This is a genomic window from Nitrincola nitratireducens, assembly GCF_000585235.1.
GTDB classification, from domain to species: domain Bacteria; phylum Pseudomonadota; class Gammaproteobacteria; order Pseudomonadales; family Balneatricaceae; genus Nitrincola; species Nitrincola alkalisediminis.
Window position 1 is genome coordinate 1 of record NZ_AONB01000027.1, and the last position, 20,843, is coordinate 20,843.

Genomic DNA, 20,843 nt, shown 5'->3' on the forward strand with positions numbered 1-20,843 from the left:
TTTTTTAAAACACTTAAATAAATGAATTTTAATGGTGATTTCAACCTGCTGAAAGCAATAGCTAAAAGAGCGTTGGACTATTTTCACTATCTCGACTAGAATACAGCCGGTTTGCCAACAGGTTTTGGCAAAATACAAAATTCTAAATAGCGAGGCGGGCCTCTGGTTTTGTCTCGCTTTTTTACAGCTATACTTCACACTTTGATTATTTTTTCAGCGCACATGCGGGGAGGTTCCATTGACGCGACCAGCCATTCTTGCTCTTGAGGACGGAAGTATTTTCAGGGGGATCGCGATTGGCGCCAACGGGGAGACGACCGGGGAGGTTGTGTTTAATACCTCGATGACGGGTTATCAAGAAATATTGACTGACCCTTCATATTGCCGTCAAATTGTGACGCTCACCTATCCTCATATTGGTAATACGGGTATCAACTCTGAAGATCAGGAGTCCAATCATATTTGGGTATCAGGTCTTGTCATCCGGGACTTGCCTTTAATGGCAAGTAACTTTCGCAGTGAAATGGCGTTGGATACGTACCTTTCTGAAAAAGGTGTTATCGCTATTGCCGATATCGATACACGTCGTTTGACTCGCTTACTACGTGAAAAAGGCTCATTAAATGGCTGTATTATGGCTGGTGACATTGTCGACGAGTCAATAGCTGTCGAAAAAGCTAAGGCATTTCCGGGTTTAAAGGGAATGGACTTGGCAAAAGAAGTGACAGTGGATCATTCCTATGAATGGACCTCTGGTGAGTGGAAGCTTGGTGTTGGTCATGTATCGCACGATGATCGAGAGCATGAGTTTCATGTTGTTGCCTACGACTACGGCGTTAAGCATAATATTTTAAGAATGTTGGCGAGCGCGGGTGTAAATTGACGGTTGTTCCTGCCCAAACGCCTGCAAAAGATGTTTTGGCCCTTAATCCTGACGGTGTATTTCTGTCAAATGGTCCTGGTGATCCAGCACCCTGTACCTATGCAATTGAAGCCATAGCTCAAATTCTTGAAACAAAACGCCCTGTATTTGGCATATGCTTAGGTCATCAGCTTTTAGCGTTGGCGTCAGGCGCAAAAACAGAGAAAATGAAGTTTGGCCACCATGGTGCAAATCATCCTGTTCAAGATATGTCGACGAACAAAGTCATGATCACCAGTCAAAACCATGGCTTTGCTGTGTCAGAAAGCGATCTGCCGAGCACACTTGTAGCAACACACAAGTCGCTTTTCGATGGCTCATTGCAAGGTATTGCCCGTACCGACTGTCCAGCTTTCAGTTTTCAAGGGCACCCAGAGGCGAGCCCAGGGCCACGCGATGTTGCACCCTTATTTGATCATTTTATTGATCTTATGCGTGCGCATAAACAAGCCTAAACAGAATCTAAGACAACTGGTTACTACAGATGCCAAAACGTACAGATATACAGAGTATTCTTATCCTTGGAGCAGGCCCTATTGTTATAGGTCAGGCATGTGAGTTTGACTATTCCGGTGCCCAGGCTTGTAAAGCACTGAGAGAAGAGGGTTATCGCGTTATTCTTGTGAACTCTAACCCTGCAACCATCATGACTGATCCGGCAATGGCTGATGCGACATACATCGAGCCCATCAATTGGAAAACAGTTGCCAAGATCATAGAGAAAGAACGTCCTGATGCCTTGCTTCCGACAATGGGCGGGCAAACAGCCCTTAACTGCGCGCTTGATTTAGATCGTGAAGGGGTTTTGGCTCAGTACGGCGTCGAAATGATTGGTGCTACGCAGGACGCTATAGATAAAGCCGAAGATCGGGAGCGTTTTGATAAAGCCATGCGCAGTATTGGCTTGGAATGTCCTCGCTCGGCCATTGCACATAGTATGGAAGAAGCACTGCAAGTTCTTGATTCTATCGGTTTTCCAGCCATTATTCGTCCTTCATTCACAATGGGTGGATCAGGTGGTGGTATCGCCTATAATCGTGAAGAGTTTATCGAAATCTGTGAGCGTGGCCTTGATTTGTCGCCGACCTCAGAGTTGCTAATCGATGAGTCATTGATTGGTTGGAAAGAGTATGAAATGGAAGTTGTTCGTGACAAGAATGACAACTGTATTATTATCTGTTCAATTGAAAACTTTGACGCTATGGGTGTTCACACAGGTGATAGTATCACCGTTGCACCGGCTCAAACATTGACTGACAAAGAGTATCAATTGATGCGTGATGCATCGGTTGCCGTTTTACGTGAAATTGGCGTCGAAACGGGTGGTTCTAACGTTCAGTTTGGTATTTGTCCAACCACTGGTCGGATGGTGATCATCGAGATGAATCCTAGGGTCTCTCGTTCTTCAGCGCTGGCCTCAAAAGCAACAGGCTTCCCGATTGCCAAGGTTGCGGCAAAACTAGCTGTAGGCTATACGCTGGATGAGTTGCAAAATGAAATCACGGGTGGACGTACCCCAGCTTCATTCGAGCCCTCAATTGACTATGTGGTTACTAAGATACCGCGTTTTACGTTTGAAAAGTTCCCACAAGCCAATGACCGCTTAACCACGCAAATGAAATCTGTTGGCGAAGTAATGGCGATAGGTCGAAACCAGCAAGAGTCTCTGCAAAAAGCGCTGCGTGGGTTGGAAGTAGGCGCAACAGGTTTTGATCCTATTATTGATTTGAATGCAGAGGATGCTAAAAGCGATCTTGTTAGAGAGTTGCAGCAGCCCGGCAGTGAGCGAATTTGGTATATAGGTGATGCGTTCCGTTTAGGCATGAGTGTTGATGAAATCTATAAGCTCTCAGGTGTGGATCCTTGGTTCTTGGTTCAAATTGAGGATCTCATTAAGGATGAAGCAAAGGTCGCTCAAAGCACCTTAACAGACCTAAGCAAAAATGATATTTATCGACTTAAACGTAAAGGTTTTTCAGATGCGCGTTTAGCGAAACTCTTAGGGGTTACTGAAAAGCAATTTAGAAAACAGCGTCATTCGTTCAATATCCGTCCAGTCTTTAAGCGAGTGGATACCTGTGCAGCTGAGTTTGCAACCGATACGGCCTACATGTATTCAACCTATGATGAAGAGTGCGAAGCCGCTCCTTCTGATCGTGAAAAAATCATGGTCATTGGTGGTGGTCCTAACCGTATAGGTCAAGGTATTGAGTTTGATTATTGCTGTGTTCATGCTGCATTAGCTGCGCGTGAAGACGGTTATGAAACAATTATGGTCAACTGTAATCCAGAGACGGTTTCAACGGATTACGATACATCTGATCGTTTGTACTTCGAGCCAATTACATTAGAAGATGTACTTGAAATTGTTGCAGTTGAAAAACCGAAAGGCGTTATCGTTCAGTACGGTGGGCAAACACCTTTGAAGCTGGCGGTTGCCCTCGAACAGGCGGGAGTGCCCATTATTGGAACACCGCCAGAGGCAATTGATCGCGCAGAAGATCGTGAACTGTTCCAGCAAATGCTAAAGCGTTTGGGCTTAAAACAGCCTGAAAATGCGACCGTACGCAGTTTAGAACAGGCCGTGATCGAGGCTGAGAAAATAGGGTATCCGTTAGTTGTTCGTCCATCGTATGTGCTAGGTGGTAGAGCAATGGAAATTGTCTATAAAGAGTCTGAGCTGCGCCAGTATATGCAAAATGCAGTTAAAGTCTCAAACGATGCGCCTGTGCTGCTTGATCACTTCTTAAATGCAGCGGTTGAAGTTGACATAGATGCCGTTTGTGATGGTAGTACCGTCGTTATTGGTGCGATTATGCAGCATATCGAGCAAGCAGGTGTTCACTCAGGTGATTCTGCTTGCTCATTGCCGCCGTACAGCTTAGCGGCAGATGTGCAGGATGCCATGAGAGATATGGTCCGTAAGATGGCCTTAGAACTCGGTGTTATCGGCTTAATGAACGTGCAGTTGGCTTATCAAAATGGTGAAATTTACGTCATTGAAGTGAACCCACGTGCATCAAGAACAGTTCCTTTTGTGTCCAAGTGTATAGGTGTTTCGCTTGCGAAAGTGGCGGCATTGGTAATGACGGGTAAAACCTTACCTGAGCTTGGTTTTACTGAGGAAATTGTTCCTAAATTCTTCAGTGTTAAAGAAGCTGTTTTCCCGTTCAATAAATTTCCAGGCGTTGACCCTATCTTAGGCCCAGAGATGAAATCCACGGGTGAAGTCATGGGGGTGGGTGCTAGCTTCGGTGAAGCTTTCATGAAGGCTCAAATAGGTGCAGGTGAGAAAATGCCTGTTAAGGGTAAAGCCTTTATCTCCGTTCGTGATGTAGATAAAGAAGCTGTTGTTCCTGTAGCGCAAGATCTTGTTGGATTAGGTTTCAAGTTGATCGCGACGTCGGGGACTGCCACTTTGCTTGAAAAGGCAGGTTTACAGGTTGAGCGTGTTAACAAAGTCATGGAAGGTCGTCCAAATATCGTTGATTTAATGAAAAATGGTGATATCGCCTATGTCATTAATACAACAGAAGGTCGTAAGGCAATCGCGGATTCAGCGGCTATCCGTCGTGCAGCGATTCAGCACAAAGTGCCTTATACAACGACTCTTGCGGGAGCGGCTGCTGTAACTGAAGGCTTGAAGTTTGGTGAGGAAAAGGTTGTTCGTCGCTTACAAGATTTGCATGCAGGAGTGTTTTCATGAGTCGTGTTCCGATGACGGTGGCCGGAGAGGCTGCTTTGAGAGCAGAGCTTGAGCAGCTTAAAACCAAAGATCGTCCAAAAGTAATTGCGGATATTGCTGAAGCGCGTGCACATGGTGACCTGAAGGAAAATGCTGAGTATCATGCCGCTCGTGAGCAGCAAGGTTTCATCGAAGGGCGTATAAGGGAGTTAGAATATAAGCTCTCTTTGGCGCAGGTTATTGATGTTTCTAAAATACCTCACACTGGAAAAGTGATCTTTGGTGTAACAGTGAGCCTTGTTAACCTCGATACTGATGAAGAAGTGTCTTATCAGATTGTTGGAGATGATGAGGCGGATATTAAGAAACAGAAAATATCCGTGAACTCACCCATTGCAAGAGCCTTAATTGGGAAAGAGGAAGGCGATGTGACGGCTGTCAACACCCCAGCGGGAATGACAGAGTATGAAATTACACGTGTGACGCACACGGTCTAAAACGTTTGTAGCCACCCCATTTTCATTTGGGGTGGCAATTATAAGTGATTCAGCGAGCTTATACTGAACGTATTAAGTTCGACAGTTTTGGGTTAGGTGCGCTTGATTTTCTGTACAACAAGGCTAAGTTGCCAATCTCTTGCACTAATGTCGCTTCGACAATCTCGCAAAGCTCTTGAATAAGCTGCTTTTTAAGTTGGCGATCTCCAACTGAGAAGCGCACTTTAATGAGTTCGTGATCCTCTAACGCTCGGTCAACCTCTAATTGGATGTTTTCGGACAAGCCATTGCCCGCGACCATGACAATCGGATTAAGTTGATGTCCAATCGTGCGAAAATGTTTTTTTTGCTCAGGCGTTAAGCTCATACTAAAATGTTTATCTCGTAATTCGGGTTGAGGCATTCTATGCCTAATAATTGTCAGAGTAGCATTCTACAATACTCACTGATGAGTGAGTAGTCGTGAAGCTTTAAAGTTAGCCCTTTCCGAGTTATTGGTTCTGTGTATTTGACCTGCTAGGACTGGAACGTTTACGGAATATGAGTATCTAAGTACTGATTGCAAACGAATTCAATCAACGTATCCATGGTATAGGTGGCTTTGCTGGGTCCTTTTATAAGGGGGGTTGTAATTTAAAATTAATCCCTCATATAGTTAGGCTGGCAGGTGTGCGTTGGTAGTGGGTTCGTTACAGCGTGGGGTGAGGTAAGGAGTGCTTTGCTTGTGTTGTTTTTCTGATCCTACTCCGTATTATCTTCGTAAAGGAATCAGTTAATAACGATAATGTACGAGAGTTAAGGCAGACGCAGCGCTCAATTAGATTAATTTATCAACTCGATTGATCAATTAGTCATAGGAAAATATCAGGTAGATCGAATGACCTGTGTTATGATGACTTTATGGTCATTAAAAAGATAAACTGAGGGTGGACCTTTGAACGATATGGCAAAAAACTTAGTGCTGTGGCTCGTCATAGCAGCGGTTCTTCTGACCGTCTTTAATAATTTCAGTACAGAGCCTGATGCCCGGACGCTGAGTTACTCAGAGTTTGTAACTGAGGTTCAGTCAGGAAGAGTCTCTAAAGTCGTGATTGATGGTTTTACAATCACTGGGCAAAGGCCAACGGGTGAAAGCTTTGTCACCATTAGACCAGCCGTGCAGGATCCAAAGCTAATTGACGACCTGTTAGCCAATAATGTTGCTATTGAAGGTAAACAGCCTGAGGGTCAAAGTATTTGGTCTCAGCTCTTGGTAGCGGCCTTCCCAATCCTGATTATTATTGCAATTTTTATGTTCTTCATGCGTCAAATGCAAGGCGGCGGCGGTGGCCGAGGCGGTCCAATGTCGTTCGGCAAATCCAAAGCTAGAATGATGAGTGAAGACCAAATTAAAACAACCTTTGATGATGTCGCAGGTGTTGAAGAGGCAAAAGAAGAAGTTGCTGAACTTGTTGACTATCTTCGAGATCCTGGGAAGTTCCAGCGTTTAGGTGGACATATTCCACGAGGTGTTTTGATGTCCGGTTCTCCTGGTACCGGTAAAACCTTGTTGGCAAAAGCGATAGCTGGAGAAGCAAAGGTTCCTTTCTTCAGTATCTCAGGCTCTGACTTTGTTGAAATGTTTGTCGGTGTCGGTGCATCTCGCGTTCGTGATATGTTCGATCAAGCAAAGAAACATGCACCTTGTATCATCTTTATCGATGAGATTGATGCCGTTGGTCGTAGTCGCGGCGTAGGTTTAGGTGGTGGTAACGATGAGCGTGAACAAACGCTAAACCAATTATTGGTTGAAATGGATGGATTCGAAGGAACAGAAGGAATAATTGTTATTGCTGCAACGAACCGCCCTGATGTACTGGATCCAGCGTTATTGCGTCCAGGTCGCTTTGACCGTCAAGTGCACGTCGGCCTGCCTGATATTCGTGGTCGTGATCAGATTCTCAAAGTTCATATGCGCAAAGTACCTCTGGGTGATGATGTACGCTCGGATTTGATTGCACGTGGTACACCAGGCTTCTCGGGTGCAGACTTAGCTAACCTTGTTAACGAAGCGGCACTGTTTGCTGCAAGAGAAGGCAAGCGTATTGTCGGAATGGAGCAGTTTGAGAAAGCCAAAGACAAAATCATGATGGGCGCTGAGCGTAAATCCATGGTGATGTCATACAAAGAACGGTTGAATACGGCTTATCATGAATCAGGTCATGCTATTGTGGGCCGCTTGATGCCTGAACATGATCCTGTATATAAAGTGTCAATTATTCCGCGTGGTCGAGCATTGGGTGTCACGATGTTTCTTCCTGCAGAAGACCGTTACAGCTTTAGTAGACAAGGCATTATTTCTCAAATATGTTCACTCTATGGTGGCCGTATAGCAGAGGAAATGACTCTAGGAAAAGAAGGTGTTACGACGGGGGCTTCGAATGACATTCAGCGTGCAACAACCTTGGCTCGTAACATGGTGACGAAATGGGGCTTAAGTGAGGAGCTCGGTCCTTTGCTGTATGCTGAAGAGGATGATGATCCTTTTGGTCGTGGCATGGGTGGTGGAGCCAAGGCTAAGTCAGAAGAAACTCAGCGTAGAATTGACGCCGAAGTTAAAAAGATTATTGACACTTGTTATGCAAAAGCCTATCAAATCCTCACAGATAACCGTGACATTCTTGAGACGATGACGCAAGCGCTCATCAAATATGAAACGATAGGCTCGAAGCAGTTAGATGAGTTGATGGCAAGAGAGCCAGTCACCGCGCCAGAGGGTTGGGATGAGGCAACTGAGCGATCCAATTCAGAGCCATCTAAGCCTTCTGCAGTTGAACCTGATTCTTCTGTACAAGCAGACGAAAAAGAGTCTGATTCTGATGATCATGACTTGACTGAGTCTTCTGATTCCAATGAAGATCAAGAGTCTCAGGGGGCAGGTGAGTCAGCAGGGCCTGTAGATCCTTGGACAGGAAAGCCTGGTTCAAAATAGAAATTGGCTTCTAAACAAATAAAAAGCTGGCTTAGGCCAGCTTTTTATTTATAAATTAGTTTTGTGTATTGCCAATACGTTGTGAGTGAGTGGCTAAGGCATCAAGATGAAATCAATCCAATGTGGAACTAAGAGGCTTGCTCTAGACGAGCCTAAGGTGATGGGAATATTGAATGTTACTCCCGACTCCTTCTCTGATGGTGGTCGTTACTATCGGGATGACTGTCTTTCTTTGGATGCAGTGCTAAGGCAGGCCAGAGAAATGGTGATGAATGGTGCTCAGATACTCGATGTGGGTGGTGAGTCGACTCGACCGGGTGCTGCCGAGGTGAGCGTCCAGCAGGAGTTGGATAGAATTGCTCCAGTTGTTGAGCGTTTAGTGTCTGAGTTTGATGTGGTCGTTTCAGTTGATACCAGTCAGCCAGTGGTGATGTCGGTCGCTGCTTCGCTTGGCGCAGGTTTGATTAATGATGTGAGAGCGTTGCGTGTAGAGGGGGCGCTTGAGGCTGTTGTTAAAGCAAAGCTACCTGTTTGCCTGATGCATATGCAAGGTGCGCCGGCTACGATGCAAGAAAAACCTGAGTATCAGAATGTTATGGATGATGTTTCGCATTCTTTGCTTAAATATGCCCGCCGTTGTGAAGAGGCCGGGGTGGCGAAAGATCAGATTATTCTCGATCCAGGTTTTGGTTTTGGGAAAAGTTTGGCGCATAATTTACAGCTCTTAAATCGTTTAGATGAGATTTGTGAGCTGGGTTATCCTGTGTTGAGTGGTACTTCAAGAAAATCAATGGTGGGTGCGATAACCGGAAAAGAACCTCAGCAGCGATTAGGGGGGAGTCTTTGCTCCGCTATTCTTGCTGTTCAAAAAGGTGCTTGTATTGTGCGTGTTCATGATGTGGCCGAAACTGTTGATGCTCTAAAGTTAATGAAAGCGGTTAGACGTGAAGCCTGGGAGGTGTAGTTTGGTACGTAAATATTTCGGAACGGATGGAATCCGGGGGGCTGTTGGTACCTTTCCTATTACACCCGATTTTGTTTTGAAGTTAGGTTGGGCGGCAGGTTGTGTGTTTGCGCGTGAAGGTCGTAGCAAAATTGTTATCGGCAAGGATACGCGAATATCGGGCTATATGTTTGAGTCTGCATTGGAGGCGGGTTTATCAGCGGCAGGTGTCGATGTTTTGTTGACAGGGCCTATGCCCACTCCGGCTATTGCGTATCTCGCTAAAACATTCCGAGCGGATGCTGGAATTGTCATTAGTGCATCTCACAATGCTTATCAAGATAATGGAATTAAGTTTTTTTCCTCTAAGGGGACTAAGCTTCCTGATTCAGTAGAGTTGGCAATTGAAGCGCAAATGGATTTAGCAATGACGACGGTGTCTTCAGATATGCTGGGTAAAGCAAAGCGTATAGATGATGCGGCAGGTCGTTATATAGAGTATTGCAAAGGGACGATTAATGGTGCTCTGAGCTTAAAAGGGATGAAGATCGTCTTAGATTGTGCGAATGGTGCAACCTACCATGTCGCCCCCTCTGTTTTTAGTGAGCTGGGTGCTCAGGTGATTGAAATAGCATCTTCACCGGATGGATTGAACATCAATAAAGAGTGCGGTGCTACAGATGTGGCTCGTCTGCGTAAAGCGGTTGTGAGTGAGTCAGCCGATATTGGTGTTGCTCTGGATGGAGATGGCGATAGGCTGATTCTTGTTGATCACACGGGTGCTGTAGTTGATGGTGATGAAATACTGTTTATCATTGCCATGATGATGCATCGGAATGGTGAACTGGCGGGTGGAGTTGTCGGGACGCTGATGTCAAATTTTGGTTTGCAAAAAGCATTTTCCGACTTGGACATTCCGTTTTTACGTGCAAATGTAGGTGATCGGTATGTGCTGGAGCTGTTGTCACAAAAAGGTTGGCTTCTTGGGGGGGAGGGCTCGGGTCATATAGTATGCCGTCATTTAAGTACAACGGGAGATGGAATTGTTGCAGCCCTCCAGGTTTTAAAGGCCATGAATGAGATGGGTAAAACATTATCTGACTTGAAGTCTCAAATGACTAAGCTTCCTCAAGTGATGATAAATGTTCCACTGCCTAAAGGTATTAATCCTCTAGAAATGCCAGCTATTCGTCATGAGGTGGAGAAAGCAGAACAAATCCTTAACAATGCTGGGCGTGTTTTACTGAGACCGTCTGGTACTGAGCCGCTTCTTCGAGTCATGGTAGAGGGTGTTGATTTTGATCAGGTGACACGTATAGCGACAGAGTTGGCCGAAAGTGTTGAAACTTATACGCGTAGGCTTGAAATCTAACAGAAACTCCGTTAATATTTGCGCCTCATTTGAAAAGGGAGCAACTCATGCGTAAAGCAATAGTGGCTGGTAACTGGAAAATGAATGGTTCTTTGGTGTCAAACGAATTGCTAATTAACGCAATTCTGAAAGGTGCTGATAAGCTATTGACAGATTCCGTTGATGTTGTATTATGCCCGCCCAATGTTTACCTGAGTCAGGTTGGTGAGTTGCTCAAGAATAGCTCTGTTATGTTTGGTGCGCAAAATATATCGTTGCATCAAGGTGATGGTGCTCATACGGGTGAAGTTAATGCTCGTATGGTTAAAGAGTTTGGTGCGCAGTTTGTTATTGTTGGTCACTCTGAACGTAGAGCAAATCAATATGAAACTGATGCAAATGTGCTTGATAAAATTAAGCATGCTCTTCACTATGGTGTAACTCCTCTTTTCTGTGTTGGTGAGACATTAGATCAGCGCGAAAGTGGTAAGGTTGAATGTGTTATATCCGATCAAGTGCTGTCAGTGCTTGAGGGTCTGACTGAGCAAGACGCAAGTAAACTTGTTGTAGCGTATGAGCCAGTCTGGGCTATTGGAACTGGGTTAACGGCGACGCCTGAACAAGCTCAAGAAGTGCATAGCTACATACGTAGTCTGTTTTCTTCTAAATATGGTCAGGGTATAGCTGAAAAAGTCCGTATACTCTACGGTGGAAGTGTAAATGCTACCAATGCATCAGATCTTTTTAAAATGAAAGATATAGATGGTGGATTGGTTGGTGGTGCATCTCTAAAAGCTGATGAATTCTTAGAGATATGTAGATCTTCTGCAGATCTCGTGGTGAGTGATTAAAATGATTGAAACACTGGTTCTTATCGTGCATGTACTGCTGGCTGCAGCGATTATCGCTTTAGTTCTGCTTCAGCAGGGCAAAGGCGCTGAAGCAGGTGCATCATTTGGTGGTGGTGCATCTCAAACTGTGTTTGGGAGCACAGGTTCCGGTAGTTTTATGGTAAAAATTACGGCACTAGCGGCAGCAATCTTGTTTTCCACAAGCTTTGCGTTAGCGTATTTCGCAAAGGAGCGGGCTGCGAACGTGACTGAGGTGGGTATTCCTTCAGCAAGCGTGATTGAATCTGCTGCTGAACGAAATCAGTTGCCTGTGTTAGAGGTACCAAGGTCTGCTGATTTGCCCTCAAGCGATATGCCGCAAGCAGATTGATAGTAACGTTTTAGCCGACGTGGTGAAATTGGTAGACACGCCATCTTGAGGGGGTGGTGAGCCTAGCTCGTGCCGGTTCGAGTCCGGCCGTCGGCACCATTTTTAAAGTTTTGATGCGGGGTGGAGCAGTCTGGTAGCTCGTCGGGCTCATAACCCGAAGGTCATAGGTTCAAATCCTGTCCCCGCTACCAATTTTAGCGTAAAGCTAATCGTTTATGAGTAAAGTAGATTTAACTGTACTGGTATAAACCAGTGTTTAATTTTATATACTTGCTCGCTTAGTGTGCAATTGCTATACTATTTGCACTGTGTTAGCTGCTTTCCATTTCATAATATTTAGAGACTATAAACGCTGCATCTTGTTTTTTAAGTTTGCGTGTTTTTTGCCTTAAGTATTATGGCAGTATGAAACGTAAAAGCCCCCAACGTGGGGCTTTTTAGTAGGCAAATTTAGGCTAAATGCCTGTCAGAAATGGGTCCGCGCGTGACCCATTTTTTGTTTCAGGGCAAAGGTCATAATGAGGTAGTGTGTGTCGGCAAAACTGAAACAACTGGAAACTCTAATTGGTCCAGCCGTAAGTTCGTTAGGTTTCGAACTTTGGGGTATTGAGTATCAATCCGCAGGTAAAAACAGCACTTTGCGAATATTTATAGACAGTCCTGATGGGATATCTGTTGATGATTGTGCAAAAGTGAGTCATCAAGTGAGTGGCGTCTTAGATGTTGAAGATCCAATCAAAGAGCAGTATCTCTTAGAAGTATCCTCGCCTGGTATGGATCGACCTCTTTATAGATTAGAGCACTATCAACTTTATGTTGGACATACTGTTCAAATTCGACTCCGTGTTCCTTTTGAAGGGCGACGCAAGTTCAAAGGTATACTAAATGGTACTGAGGGTGAAGACGTGTTGCTGGTTGTCGATGATGAGGAATACATACTTCCTTTAGATATCATTGATAAAGCAAACGTAGTGCCACAATTTTGACGTATTTATGATTTTGCAGATTCAAGTGAGACACAATAATGAATAAAGAAATTTTGCTGGTTGCAGAAGCGGTATCGAATGAAAAAGATGTGCCGAAAGGTGTTATTTTTGAAGCGATTGAAGTCGCACTAGCAACAGCAACCAAAAAACGTTACGACGAAGATGCTGACATTCGAGTCGTCATTGACCGCCAAACTGGGGACTATGAAACATTTCGTCGTTGGTTGGTCGTTGATAACTCTGCTGTACCAGCCTTGGGTACGGAGCTTACGTTGCAAGAGGCGGAAGAAATCAATGCGAATCTTCAGCCAGGTGATATTCATGAGGAGCAAGTGGATTCGGTTGCCTTTGGACGTATTGCCGCTCAAACCGCTAAGCAGGTAATTGTTCAAAAAGTGCGTGAAGCGGAAAGAGCGAAAGTTGTAGATCAGTACCGTGATCGTCAAGGGGAATTAATTGCAGGCACGGTTAAAAAGGTAACCCGTGACAATGTGATTATTGATCTAGGCAATAACGCTGAAGCTTTGCTTCCGCGCGAAAATCTTTTGCCAAGAGAAAGTTTTAGAATGGGTGATCGGGTTAGAGCTGTTTTGGCTGAGGTGCGTGCTGAAGGTCGTGGACCGCAGCTAATATTGAGCCGGACGAGCCCAGAGATGCTGATTCAGCTTTTCAGCATTGAGGTACCAGAAGTTGCCGAAGATGTTATTGAAATTCGTGCGGCCGCAAGAGATCCTGGTTCTAGAGCCAAGATTGCTGTTAAAACAAACGATGGGCGCATTGATCCTGTTGGTGCGTGTGTCGGCATGAGAGGCGCACGTGTTCAAGCCGTTTCCAATGAATTGGGTGGCGAGCGTGTCGATATCGTGCTTTGGGATGATAATCCCGCTCAATTAGTTATAAACGCCATGGCACCTGCTGAAGTTGCATCGATCATCATTGATGAAGACAGTCATTCGATGGACGTAGCCGTTGCAGAAGATGCCTTGGCGATGGCGATTGGTCGAAGTGGTCAAAACGTTCGTTTGGCAAGTGAGCTGACGAAATGGAAGCTTAATGTCATGAGCGAAGCGGAAGCTCAAGCAAAGCATCAGTCAGAAGTTGGCAATGTGATTCAGACCTTTATTCAGCACTTAGATGCCGATGAAGAGCTTGCGCAAATTCTGGTCGATGAAGGCTTTACCTCATTAGAAGAGGTTGCTTATGTGCCTGTCGACGAGATGCTACAAATTGTAGGCTTTGATGAAGACTTAGTTGAAACCTTAAGAGCGCGTGCTAAAGATGCGCTGCTTAATTTAGCTATTGCTTCTGAAGAGCAGTTGGGTGATGCAGAACCTGCTGAAGATCTTCTTAATATGGAGGGGATGGAACGCACACTTGCCTATCAAATGGCATCTGTGGGAATCATCACGATGGAAGATCTTGCAGAGCAATCAATTGACGATCTACTTGAGATCGAAGGCATCACAGAAGAGCAGGCCGCACAGTTAATCATGACTGCTCGTGCGCCTTGGTTTTCCGAAAGTCAGTAAATATCAACGGAGAAGAGGAACCCATTTATGGCAGAAGTAACCGTTAAACAACTTGCCGATGTGGTTGGTGTATCCGTTGAGCGATTGCTCAAGCAGATGCAAGATGCCGGTATCAAAGGTAAGAATGAAACATCTAATGTGACTGATGCTGAGCGCCAGTCACTGTTAAACTTTTTGAAAAAGTCTCATGGTGAGCAATCAACCGGAAATGAGCCGATCAAAATTACACTTAAGCGTAAAACAACATCGCAGCTGAAAGTTTCAGGTGCGTCAGGAAAGCGTAAAACGGTCAATGTCGAAGTGCGTAAAAAACGCACATATGTGAAGCGCGATGAGCTTGAAAATCAAGCGGCTCAAGATGCCCAGCCAACGGCTCCTGAAGTCGAATTGCCCATTGAAGCTGCAGTGACAGAGATCGCCGTTAACGCTGCTGTTTCCAATACTGTTGCCCCTGTAATAGAAGAGCAAGTTGCCATCACTGAGTCTGTTGAGCCAGTAATGTCAGACGTAGTTGAGCCCGTGTCCGAAGAAAAATCCGCAGGAGTGGAATCAGCTCGCAACGAAGTGGCTTCTAATACAGATGATGCAGTTCCTGTTAAAAAGCAGCGTGCGGCTGATGATGCATCATCTGATAAAGAGAAAAAAGCACCTTCTAAAACGAAAGATGCGCGTGGTAACAAGGAACGAGGCCGCAATAAAGATGCGGATGAAATCCCTAGGCGTGGTAAGCCCATTGCGGCAAGAGCGCCTTCGGTTGGCGAGGAGGAGATGCCTAGAGGTACTCGTCGTCCAGGTAAAAGTCCAAAACGTGCAAATGCACGTGGACGAGTTCAGAACCAGCATGGCTTTGAGAAACCGACAGGTCCTGTCGTACATGAAGTGACCTTGCCAGAAAGCATTACAGTTGCCGAGTTGGCAAAGAAAATGTCTGTTAAGGCGGCTGAAGTTATCAAAGTTATGTTCAAAATGGGGGCTATGGCCACCATTAACCAAATTCTTGACCAAGATACAGCTATTTTAGTTGTTGAAGAAATGGGTCACAAAGCAACGGCGATGCAAGAAAATGCAGTTGAGGATGCGTTGCTTGAAAGCATGCAGGCTCACGAAGGCGAAGAAATGCACCGTGCACCGGTTGTGACAGTGATGGGTCACGTCGACCACGGTAAGACCTCTTTGCTTGACTATATACGTAAAGCTAAAGTCGCCGCAGGTGAATCAGGTGGGATTACTCAGCACATAGGTGCGTACCATGTTGAAACTGAGAATGGCATGGTGACCTTCTTGGATACACCTGGACATGCTGCGTTTACTGCGATGCGTGCGCGTGGTGCCAAGCTTACGGACATCGTAATCTTAGTCGTTGCGGCTGATGATGGTGTAATGCCACAAACAGAAGAGGCCATTCAGCACGCGAAAGCGGGCAATGTGCCGATTGTTGTTGCGGTGAATAAGATTGATAAGCCAGATGCGGATTTAGACCGCGTGCGCAGTGAATTGGCTCAGCGTGATGTTATTTCAGAAGAATGGGGCGGTGATGTGCAGTTTGTGCATGTTTCGGCAAAAACCGGTGAAGGTATTGATGCGCTGTTAGATGCAGTCCTTCTTCAGGCGGAAGTATTGGAACTAAAAGCCATACCTACCATTCCTGCTACCGGGGTTGTCGTTGAGTCTCGTTTAGATAAAGGTCGTGGATCTGTTTCCACCTTATTGGTACAAAACGGTACCCTTCGCAAGGGTGATATCGTTTTGGCGGGCCTCTATTACGGCCGTGTGCGTGCCATGTTGGATGAGAATGGTCGCTCAGTAGACACAGCAGGGCCTGCTATCCCCGTCGAAATTCTCGGCTTGGATGGAACGCCAGATGCTGGTGATGAGTTTGCCGTTGTGTCTTCTGAGAAGAAGGCGCGTGAAGTGGCGTTGTTCCGTCAGGGCAAATTCCGTGAAGTTAAACTGGCTCGTCAACAAAAAGCGAAGTTGGAGAACTTGTTTGCAAATATGCAAGCAGGTGATGTTAAGTCACTGAATATTGTTCTTAAAGCCGATGTTAGAGGTTCTTTGGAGGCCTTAACACAGTCTTTAGAAGATCTGTCGACAGACGAAGTGAAAGTTAATATCGTGTCCAGTGGTATTGGTGGTTTTGGTGAAACCGATGCGAACCTGGCGTTAGCTTCATCAGCAATTTTAATTGGTTTTAACGTCCGTGCGGATAACCAAGCCAAAGCGATTGTTGAACGTGAAGAGCTTGAACTTCGTTATTACAGTGTTATTTATGACATCATTAACGATGTGAAACAAGCAATGGCCGGTCTGCTCTCACCTGAATATCGTGAAGATATCGTAGGTATTGCTGAAGTGCGTGATGTATTCCGTTCGCCGAAGCTGGGTCAGATTGCTGGCTGTATGGTTATCGAAGGAACGGTGTACCGTAACAAGCGCATCCGGGTTCTACGTGACAACATTGTTATTTATGAAGGTGAATTAGAGTCTTTACGTCGCTTTAAAGATGTTGTTTCCGAAGTCAGAAATGGCATGGAGTGTGGTATCGGCGTTAAGAACTACAATGATGTTCGTGTGGGTGACCAGATCGAAGTCTTTGATACCATCGAAGTGAAACGTACTTTATAACGGAGAACTATGGCTCGCGAATTTAAACGTACCGATCGAGTGTCCGACCAGATCCAGCGGGATCTGGCGATGCTGATTCAGCGCGAAATTAAAGACCCACGCTTAGGCATGGTGACGATCAGTTATGTCAAAGTCAGTAAAGACCTTGGTTATTCTGATGTTTATATAACCGTTATGCCGTTAGGTGATCAGACGCAGGAGCTTGCTTTAGAGCAATCTCTTGCGGTTCTAAATCATGCCGCTGGTTTTTGCGCAAAGAATTATCGAAAGGCATTAAACTAAGAGTGATGCCGCAATTGCGGTTTCACTTTGACGCCAGTGTTGACCGAGGCCGTCGTTTGCACAGTTTGATAGAGCAAGCCTATCAGCAAGAGCAAAAACGGGTGGTGCCTGACACGGATTCAGACAAGCCCGAGGAGTAAGCTTTGGCTCGTAAACCAAAAGGCCGTCGTATTGACGGCATTTTTTTATTAAATAAGTCGGCGGGCATGAGCTCTAATAAAGCGCTGCAGCAGATCAAGCATCTTTATGGGGCTGAAAAAGCGGGGCATACCGGTGCGCTTGATCCTTTAGCAACAGGTATGTTGCCTATCTGCTTGGGTGAAGCGACTAAGTTTTCTCAGTACCTGCTCGACTCTGATAAATCCTATGTTACGACCGCTAAATTAGGTGCTCGAACAACGACCAGTGATGCCGAGGGTGAGGTGATTGAAACTCGTCCAGTGCCAGATAACTTAACAGCAGGCATTGTTGAGGCCTTACTTGTTGAGCATTTTACCGGTGAGATAGAGCAAGTCCCGTCTATGTATTCGGCTTTAAAATTGAACGGTCAGCCCCTATATAAACTGGCTCGTCAGGGCATTGAAGTTGAAGTTAAATCGCGTAGGGTGACCATTCATAGCATACGCTTGCTGGATCTGAGAGAGGATGAGCTTGATCTTGAAGTAAGTTGCTCTAAAGGAACCTATATACGCAGTATTGTTGAAGATTTAGGACAGTTGTTAGGCTGTGGAGCTCATGTCAAAGCTTTGCATCGCTTATCGACTGGGCATTTCACCGTTGATATGATGCGTACTCAAGCTGAATTGCAAGCTTATATTGATGAGCAAATGTCCGAAAATCCAGAGCAAAGTTACATACAAAATGCTTTGGATACGTTATTATTACCGGCTTGGAGTGCGATTGCTGACATCCCTGAACTCACCCTAAGTGCTGATCAAACAGAAGAGATTCTGTATGGTCGTCGAGTTCGTCTTGATGTAGCCGTGTCTTCAGAGTTTCGGTTGTTTGATAGGCCCACAGGCCGTTTTTTAGGCTTGGGTGAAACAGACGAAACGGGACTTTTAAAAGGCAAACGCCTCATCCGCAGTGATGACCTATAAAATATGCTGTGATTGCCGCGGCCGTCACAGCTTTGACGCAGTTCTGGAAATATGCCTGGTTCTGCGCGTCTATTAACCAGCAACCCTTGGGTTGTGAGCATATTGTTAAGGAGATTCAAATGGCGTTAAGCGTTGAAAAGAAAGCAGAAATCGTTGCAAGTTATGCGCGTGCAGAAGGTGATACAGGTTCTCCTGAAGTACAAGTCGCTTTGTTAACTGCAAATATTGAAGGTCTGCAAGGTCACTTCAAAACCAACAAGCAAGACCACCACTCACGTCGTGGTTTGATTCGTATGGTAAACCAACGTCGTAAGTTGTTGGACTATTTGAAGAGAAAAGATGTTGACCGTTACCTTAAGCTGATTGGCCGTTTAGGTCTGCGTCGCTAAGATACCGTGTTACCTCGGGGCCATACAGTGTATGGCCCTATTTTTATGGTCAGTCCTGAATGTATATGAATCATCCGGCCTGTACTCAGATAATGACTGGACAGTCTTTATCTGAGTACTGGTCAAAAGAAGGGTATGATTGAATCGCTCAGCACTGATCTCAGTTTTGTTAAGGAGAATTTATCGTGCAAGCGATTACGAAAACATTCCAGTTTGGTCAGCAAAGCGTTACGTTAGAAACAGGCAAGGTTGCACGTCAAGCAACTGGCGCTGTGATGGTCACTATTGATGAAAAAATTCAGGTTCTTTGTACCGTTGTCGGTGTAAAAGAGGCTAAGCTAGGACAGGATTTTTTCCCGCTGTCTGTTCATTATCAAGAGCGTTACTACGCCGTCGGCCGTATTCCAGGTGGCTTCTTTAAGCGCGAAGCACGTCCTACGGAAAAAGAAACCCTCACTTCACGTTTGATCGACCGTCCAATTCGTCCTTTATTCCCTAAAGGCTTCATGAATGAAGTTCAAGTTGTCTGCCAGGTGATGTCCGCTGATGTTGGTACGGACTCGGATATTGCGGCCATGATTGGTACCTCTGCTGCTCTAGCGATCTCTGGTATTCCATTCGAAGGTCCAATTGGTGCCGCTCGCGTTGGTTTCACAGAAGAGCGCGGTTATATCTTAAATCCAACCTATGCAGAGTTAGCGGATTCTGAACTTGACATGGTTGTAGCGGGAACCTCTGATGCAATCTTAATGGTTGAATCAGAAGCAAAAGAATTAACGGAAGACGAAATGCTGGGTGGCGTATTGTTTGCGCACCAAGAGTTCCAAGTGGTGATCAATGCGATCAATGAGTTAGCAGCTATTGCGGCTAAACCCACTTGGGATTGGACACCCGTTGAGAAAGACTTGAGCTTGACTCAGCAGGTCAAAGATCTTTTGGGCGCGCGCTTGAATGATGCGTACCAAGTAGCAGATAAAGTGCTGCGCCAAGATACAGTACGTGCTTTGCGTGATGAAGTCGTTGCGACTTTGGCTACGGATGCAGAAACAGCGCCATCGGCTGATGCGGTCAAGAAAGTCTTCTCTTCTGTTGAGAAAGAGACCGTACGTGATCGTATCTTAGAAGGTCAACCTCGTATTGATGGACGTGATACCAAAACGGTTCGTCCAATCAGTGTTGAAATTGACACGCTCAAAAGCGTTCATGGTTCATCTTTGTTTACACGTGGTGAAACTCAGGCAATCGTGACCTGTACCCTGGGTACAAACCGTGACATGCAGATCATCGATGCTATCGAAGGTGAGCGTAAAGACGGTTTCATGCTGCAGTATAACTTCCCATCCTACTCCGTAGGTGAGGCTGGCCGTATGGCAGGTCCTGGTCGTCGTGAAATTGGACATGGGCGTTTGGCGCGTCGTGGTATTCAAGCGGTATTGCCGTCGAATGAAGATTTCCCGTATGCCATCCGTGTTGTATCTGAAATCACTGAATCCAATGGTTCCAGCTCAATGGCATCTGTTTGCGGTGCATCACTTGCATTGATGGATGCGGGTGTTCCGTTGAAAGCGCCTGTTGCGGGTATTGCCATGGGCTTAGTAAAAGAGGGTGAGCGCTTTGCAGTGTTGACCGATATCCTCGGTGATGAAGATCACTTAGGTGACATGGACTTTAAAGTTGCAGGTACTGATAACGGTATCACGGCTCTGCAGATGGATATCAAAATCACAGGTATCACTGAGCAAATTATGGAGATTGCGCTGGAGCAGGCTTTAGACGCTCGTAAGCATATTCTGCGTGAGATGGCGAAGGTCATTGGTTATAGCCGTCCTGAGTTACCAGAGAATGCGCCTGCCATGACTCAGATTAAAGTAAATCCAGAAAAAATCCGTGACTTGATCGGTAAAGGCGGTGCGACTATCCGTGCTTTAACTGAAGAGACCGGTGCGGCGATTGATATTGAAGACGATGGTACAGTTCGTATTTATGCGGCTAGCCGTCCTGCTGCAAAAGCCGCTCTTGAGCGTGTATTGGCAATCACGGCGGAAGCTGAAGTTGGCAAAATCTATGAAGGTACCGTTGTTCGTATTGAAGAGTTCGGTGCGTTTGTGAACATTCTCCCTGGAAAAGATGGCTTAGTTCATATCTCTCAGATCGCTAACGAGCGTGTGAAGGCCGTAACGGATTACATCAACATGGGTGATGTTGTTAAAGTCAAAGTGTTGGATGTTGATGTTCGTGGACGTATCAAGCTTTCTATGAAAGATACGCTTGAAGATGAGTCTGTTGCTGGTTAATTCAGTAGCCTCTTGCGTCTAAATAAAAAACCTCACTCCTTGGAGTGA

14 protein-coding genes, 2 tRNA genes and 2 pseudogenes are annotated in these 20,843 nt (G+C 45.6%); 17 read left to right on the forward strand and 1 reads right to left on the reverse strand.

Annotated features, from left to right (window positions below; genetic code table 11):
• Positions 1-238: 238 nt before the first annotated feature.
• From carA to greA, 3 genes and pseudogenes are all read left to right on the forward strand, one after another.
• Positions 239-1,377: pseudogene (gene carA / locus D791_RS17050) on the forward strand (glutamine-hydrolyzing carbamoyl-phosphate synthase small subunit).
• Between the two features lie 29 nt (positions 1,378-1,406).
• Positions 1,407-4,628: a carbamoyl-phosphate synthase large subunit gene (gene carB, locus D791_RS17055; RefSeq protein ID WP_036514226.1), complete on the forward strand. Its 3,222-nt coding sequence runs from the start codon at positions 1,407-1,409 to the stop codon at positions 4,626-4,628.
• A complete protein-coding gene (gene greA, locus D791_RS17060) occupies positions 4,625-5,104 on the forward strand; it encodes a transcription elongation factor GreA (RefSeq protein WP_036514228.1) in 480 nt (159 codons plus the stop codon). Before carB ends, greA begins: the two co-directional genes overlap by 4 nt.
• Positions 5,105-5,162: 58 nt before the next feature.
• On the opposite strand, the gene D791_RS17065 is transcribed toward greA, so the two are convergent.
• Positions 5,163-5,471, reverse strand: a complete 309-nt coding sequence (locus D791_RS17065) for a YhbY family RNA-binding protein (protein WP_036514306.1) — start codon at positions 5,469-5,471, stop codon at positions 5,163-5,165.
• A 576-nt stretch (positions 5,472-6,047) separates the two neighbouring features.
• Here D791_RS17065 and ftsH point away from each other — a divergent pair.
• The 14 genes and pseudogenes from ftsH (at position 6,048) to pnp (ending at position 20,795) form a co-directional block, all read left to right on the forward strand.
• Positions 6,048-8,075 (forward strand): ATP-dependent zinc metalloprotease FtsH, encoded by a 2,028-nt coding sequence (gene ftsH / locus D791_RS17070; RefSeq protein ID WP_081763941.1) that lies wholly within the window; start codon positions 6,048-6,050, stop codon positions 8,073-8,075.
• Between the two features lie 106 nt (positions 8,076-8,181).
• Positions 8,182-9,039 (forward strand): dihydropteroate synthase, encoded by an 858-nt coding sequence (gene folP, locus D791_RS17075; RefSeq protein WP_036514231.1) that lies wholly within the window; start codon positions 8,182-8,184, stop codon positions 9,037-9,039.
• A 1-nt stretch (position 9,040) separates the two neighbouring features.
• Positions 9,041-10,390, forward strand: a complete 1,350-nt coding sequence (gene glmM / locus D791_RS17080; protein WP_036514234.1) for a phosphoglucosamine mutase — start codon at positions 9,041-9,043, stop codon at positions 10,388-10,390.
• Between the two features lie 47 nt (positions 10,391-10,437).
• Positions 10,438-11,220, forward strand: a complete 783-nt coding sequence (gene tpiA / locus D791_RS17085; RefSeq protein ID WP_036514237.1) for a triose-phosphate isomerase — start codon at positions 10,438-10,440, stop codon at positions 11,218-11,220.
• A gap of 4 nt (positions 11,221-11,224) precedes the next feature.
• Positions 11,225-11,590, forward strand: coding sequence for a preprotein translocase subunit SecG (secG, locus tag D791_RS17090; RefSeq protein WP_223116361.1), 366 nt, complete (start codon positions 11,225-11,227; stop codon positions 11,588-11,590).
• 13 nt (positions 11,591-11,603) lie between these two features.
• A tRNA-Leu gene (locus D791_RS17095) sits at positions 11,604-11,689 on the forward strand.
• 15 nt (positions 11,690-11,704) lie between these two features.
• Positions 11,705-11,781 (forward strand) — tRNA-Met (locus D791_RS17100).
• A gap of 339 nt (positions 11,782-12,120) precedes the next feature.
• Positions 12,121-12,576 carry a ribosome maturation factor RimP gene (gene rimP / locus D791_RS17105; protein WP_036514242.1) on the forward strand — a complete coding sequence of 152 codons (456 nt, stop codon included), beginning with the start codon at positions 12,121-12,123 and terminating at the stop codon, positions 12,574-12,576.
• Between the two features lie 38 nt (positions 12,577-12,614).
• Positions 12,615-14,105, forward strand: coding sequence for a transcription termination factor NusA (gene nusA, locus D791_RS17110; RefSeq protein ID WP_036514245.1), 1,491 nt, complete (start codon positions 12,615-12,617; stop codon positions 14,103-14,105).
• 27 nt (positions 14,106-14,132) lie between these two features.
• Positions 14,133-16,730 (forward strand): translation initiation factor IF-2, encoded by a 2,598-nt coding sequence (gene infB, locus D791_RS17115; protein WP_036514247.1) that lies wholly within the window; start codon positions 14,133-14,135, stop codon positions 16,728-16,730.
• A gap of 9 nt (positions 16,731-16,739) precedes the next feature.
• Positions 16,740-17,152: pseudogene (gene rbfA, locus D791_RS17120) on the forward strand (30S ribosome-binding factor RbfA).
• 3 nt (positions 17,153-17,155) lie between these two features.
• On the forward strand, positions 17,156-18,112 hold the full coding sequence (gene truB / locus D791_RS17125) for a tRNA pseudouridine(55) synthase TruB (protein WP_036514250.1): 957 nt from the start codon (positions 17,156-17,158) through the stop codon (positions 18,110-18,112).
• A 119-nt stretch (positions 18,113-18,231) separates the two neighbouring features.
• Positions 18,232-18,501, forward strand: coding sequence for a 30S ribosomal protein S15 (rpsO, locus tag D791_RS17130; RefSeq protein WP_036514252.1), 270 nt, complete (start codon positions 18,232-18,234; stop codon positions 18,499-18,501).
• 185 nt (positions 18,502-18,686) lie between these two features.
• On the forward strand, positions 18,687-20,795 hold the full coding sequence (gene pnp / locus D791_RS17135; RefSeq protein ID WP_036514255.1) for a polyribonucleotide nucleotidyltransferase: 2,109 nt from the start codon (positions 18,687-18,689) through the stop codon (positions 20,793-20,795).
• Positions 20,796-20,843: the final 48 nt, after the last annotated feature.

Coding starts and splice junctions, on each gene's coding strand:
- ftsH (WP_081763941.1), top strand. CDS start 6,048: ATGGCAAAAAACTTAGTGCTGTGGCTCGTCATAGCAGCGGTTCTTCTG.
- rpsO (WP_036514252.1), top strand. CDS start 18,232: ATGGCGTTAAGCGTTGAAAAGAAAGCAGAAATCGTTGCAAGTTATGCG.
- folP (WP_036514231.1), top strand. CDS start 8,182: ATGAAATCAATCCAATGTGGAACTAAGAGGCTTGCTCTAGACGAGCCT.
- infB (WP_036514247.1), top strand. CDS start 14,133: ATGGCAGAAGTAACCGTTAAACAACTTGCCGATGTGGTTGGTGTATCC.
- nusA (WP_036514245.1), top strand. CDS start 12,615: ATGAATAAAGAAATTTTGCTGGTTGCAGAAGCGGTATCGAATGAAAAA.
- carB (WP_036514226.1), top strand. CDS start 1,407: ATGCCAAAACGTACAGATATACAGAGTATTCTTATCCTTGGAGCAGGC.
- tpiA (WP_036514237.1), top strand. CDS start 10,438: ATGCGTAAAGCAATAGTGGCTGGTAACTGGAAAATGAATGGTTCTTTG.
- greA (WP_036514228.1), top strand. CDS start 4,625: ATGAGTCGTGTTCCGATGACGGTGGCCGGAGAGGCTGCTTTGAGAGCA.
- D791_RS17065 (WP_036514306.1), bottom strand. CDS start 5,471: ATGAGCTTAACGCCTGAGCAAAAAAAACATTTTCGCACGATTGGACAT.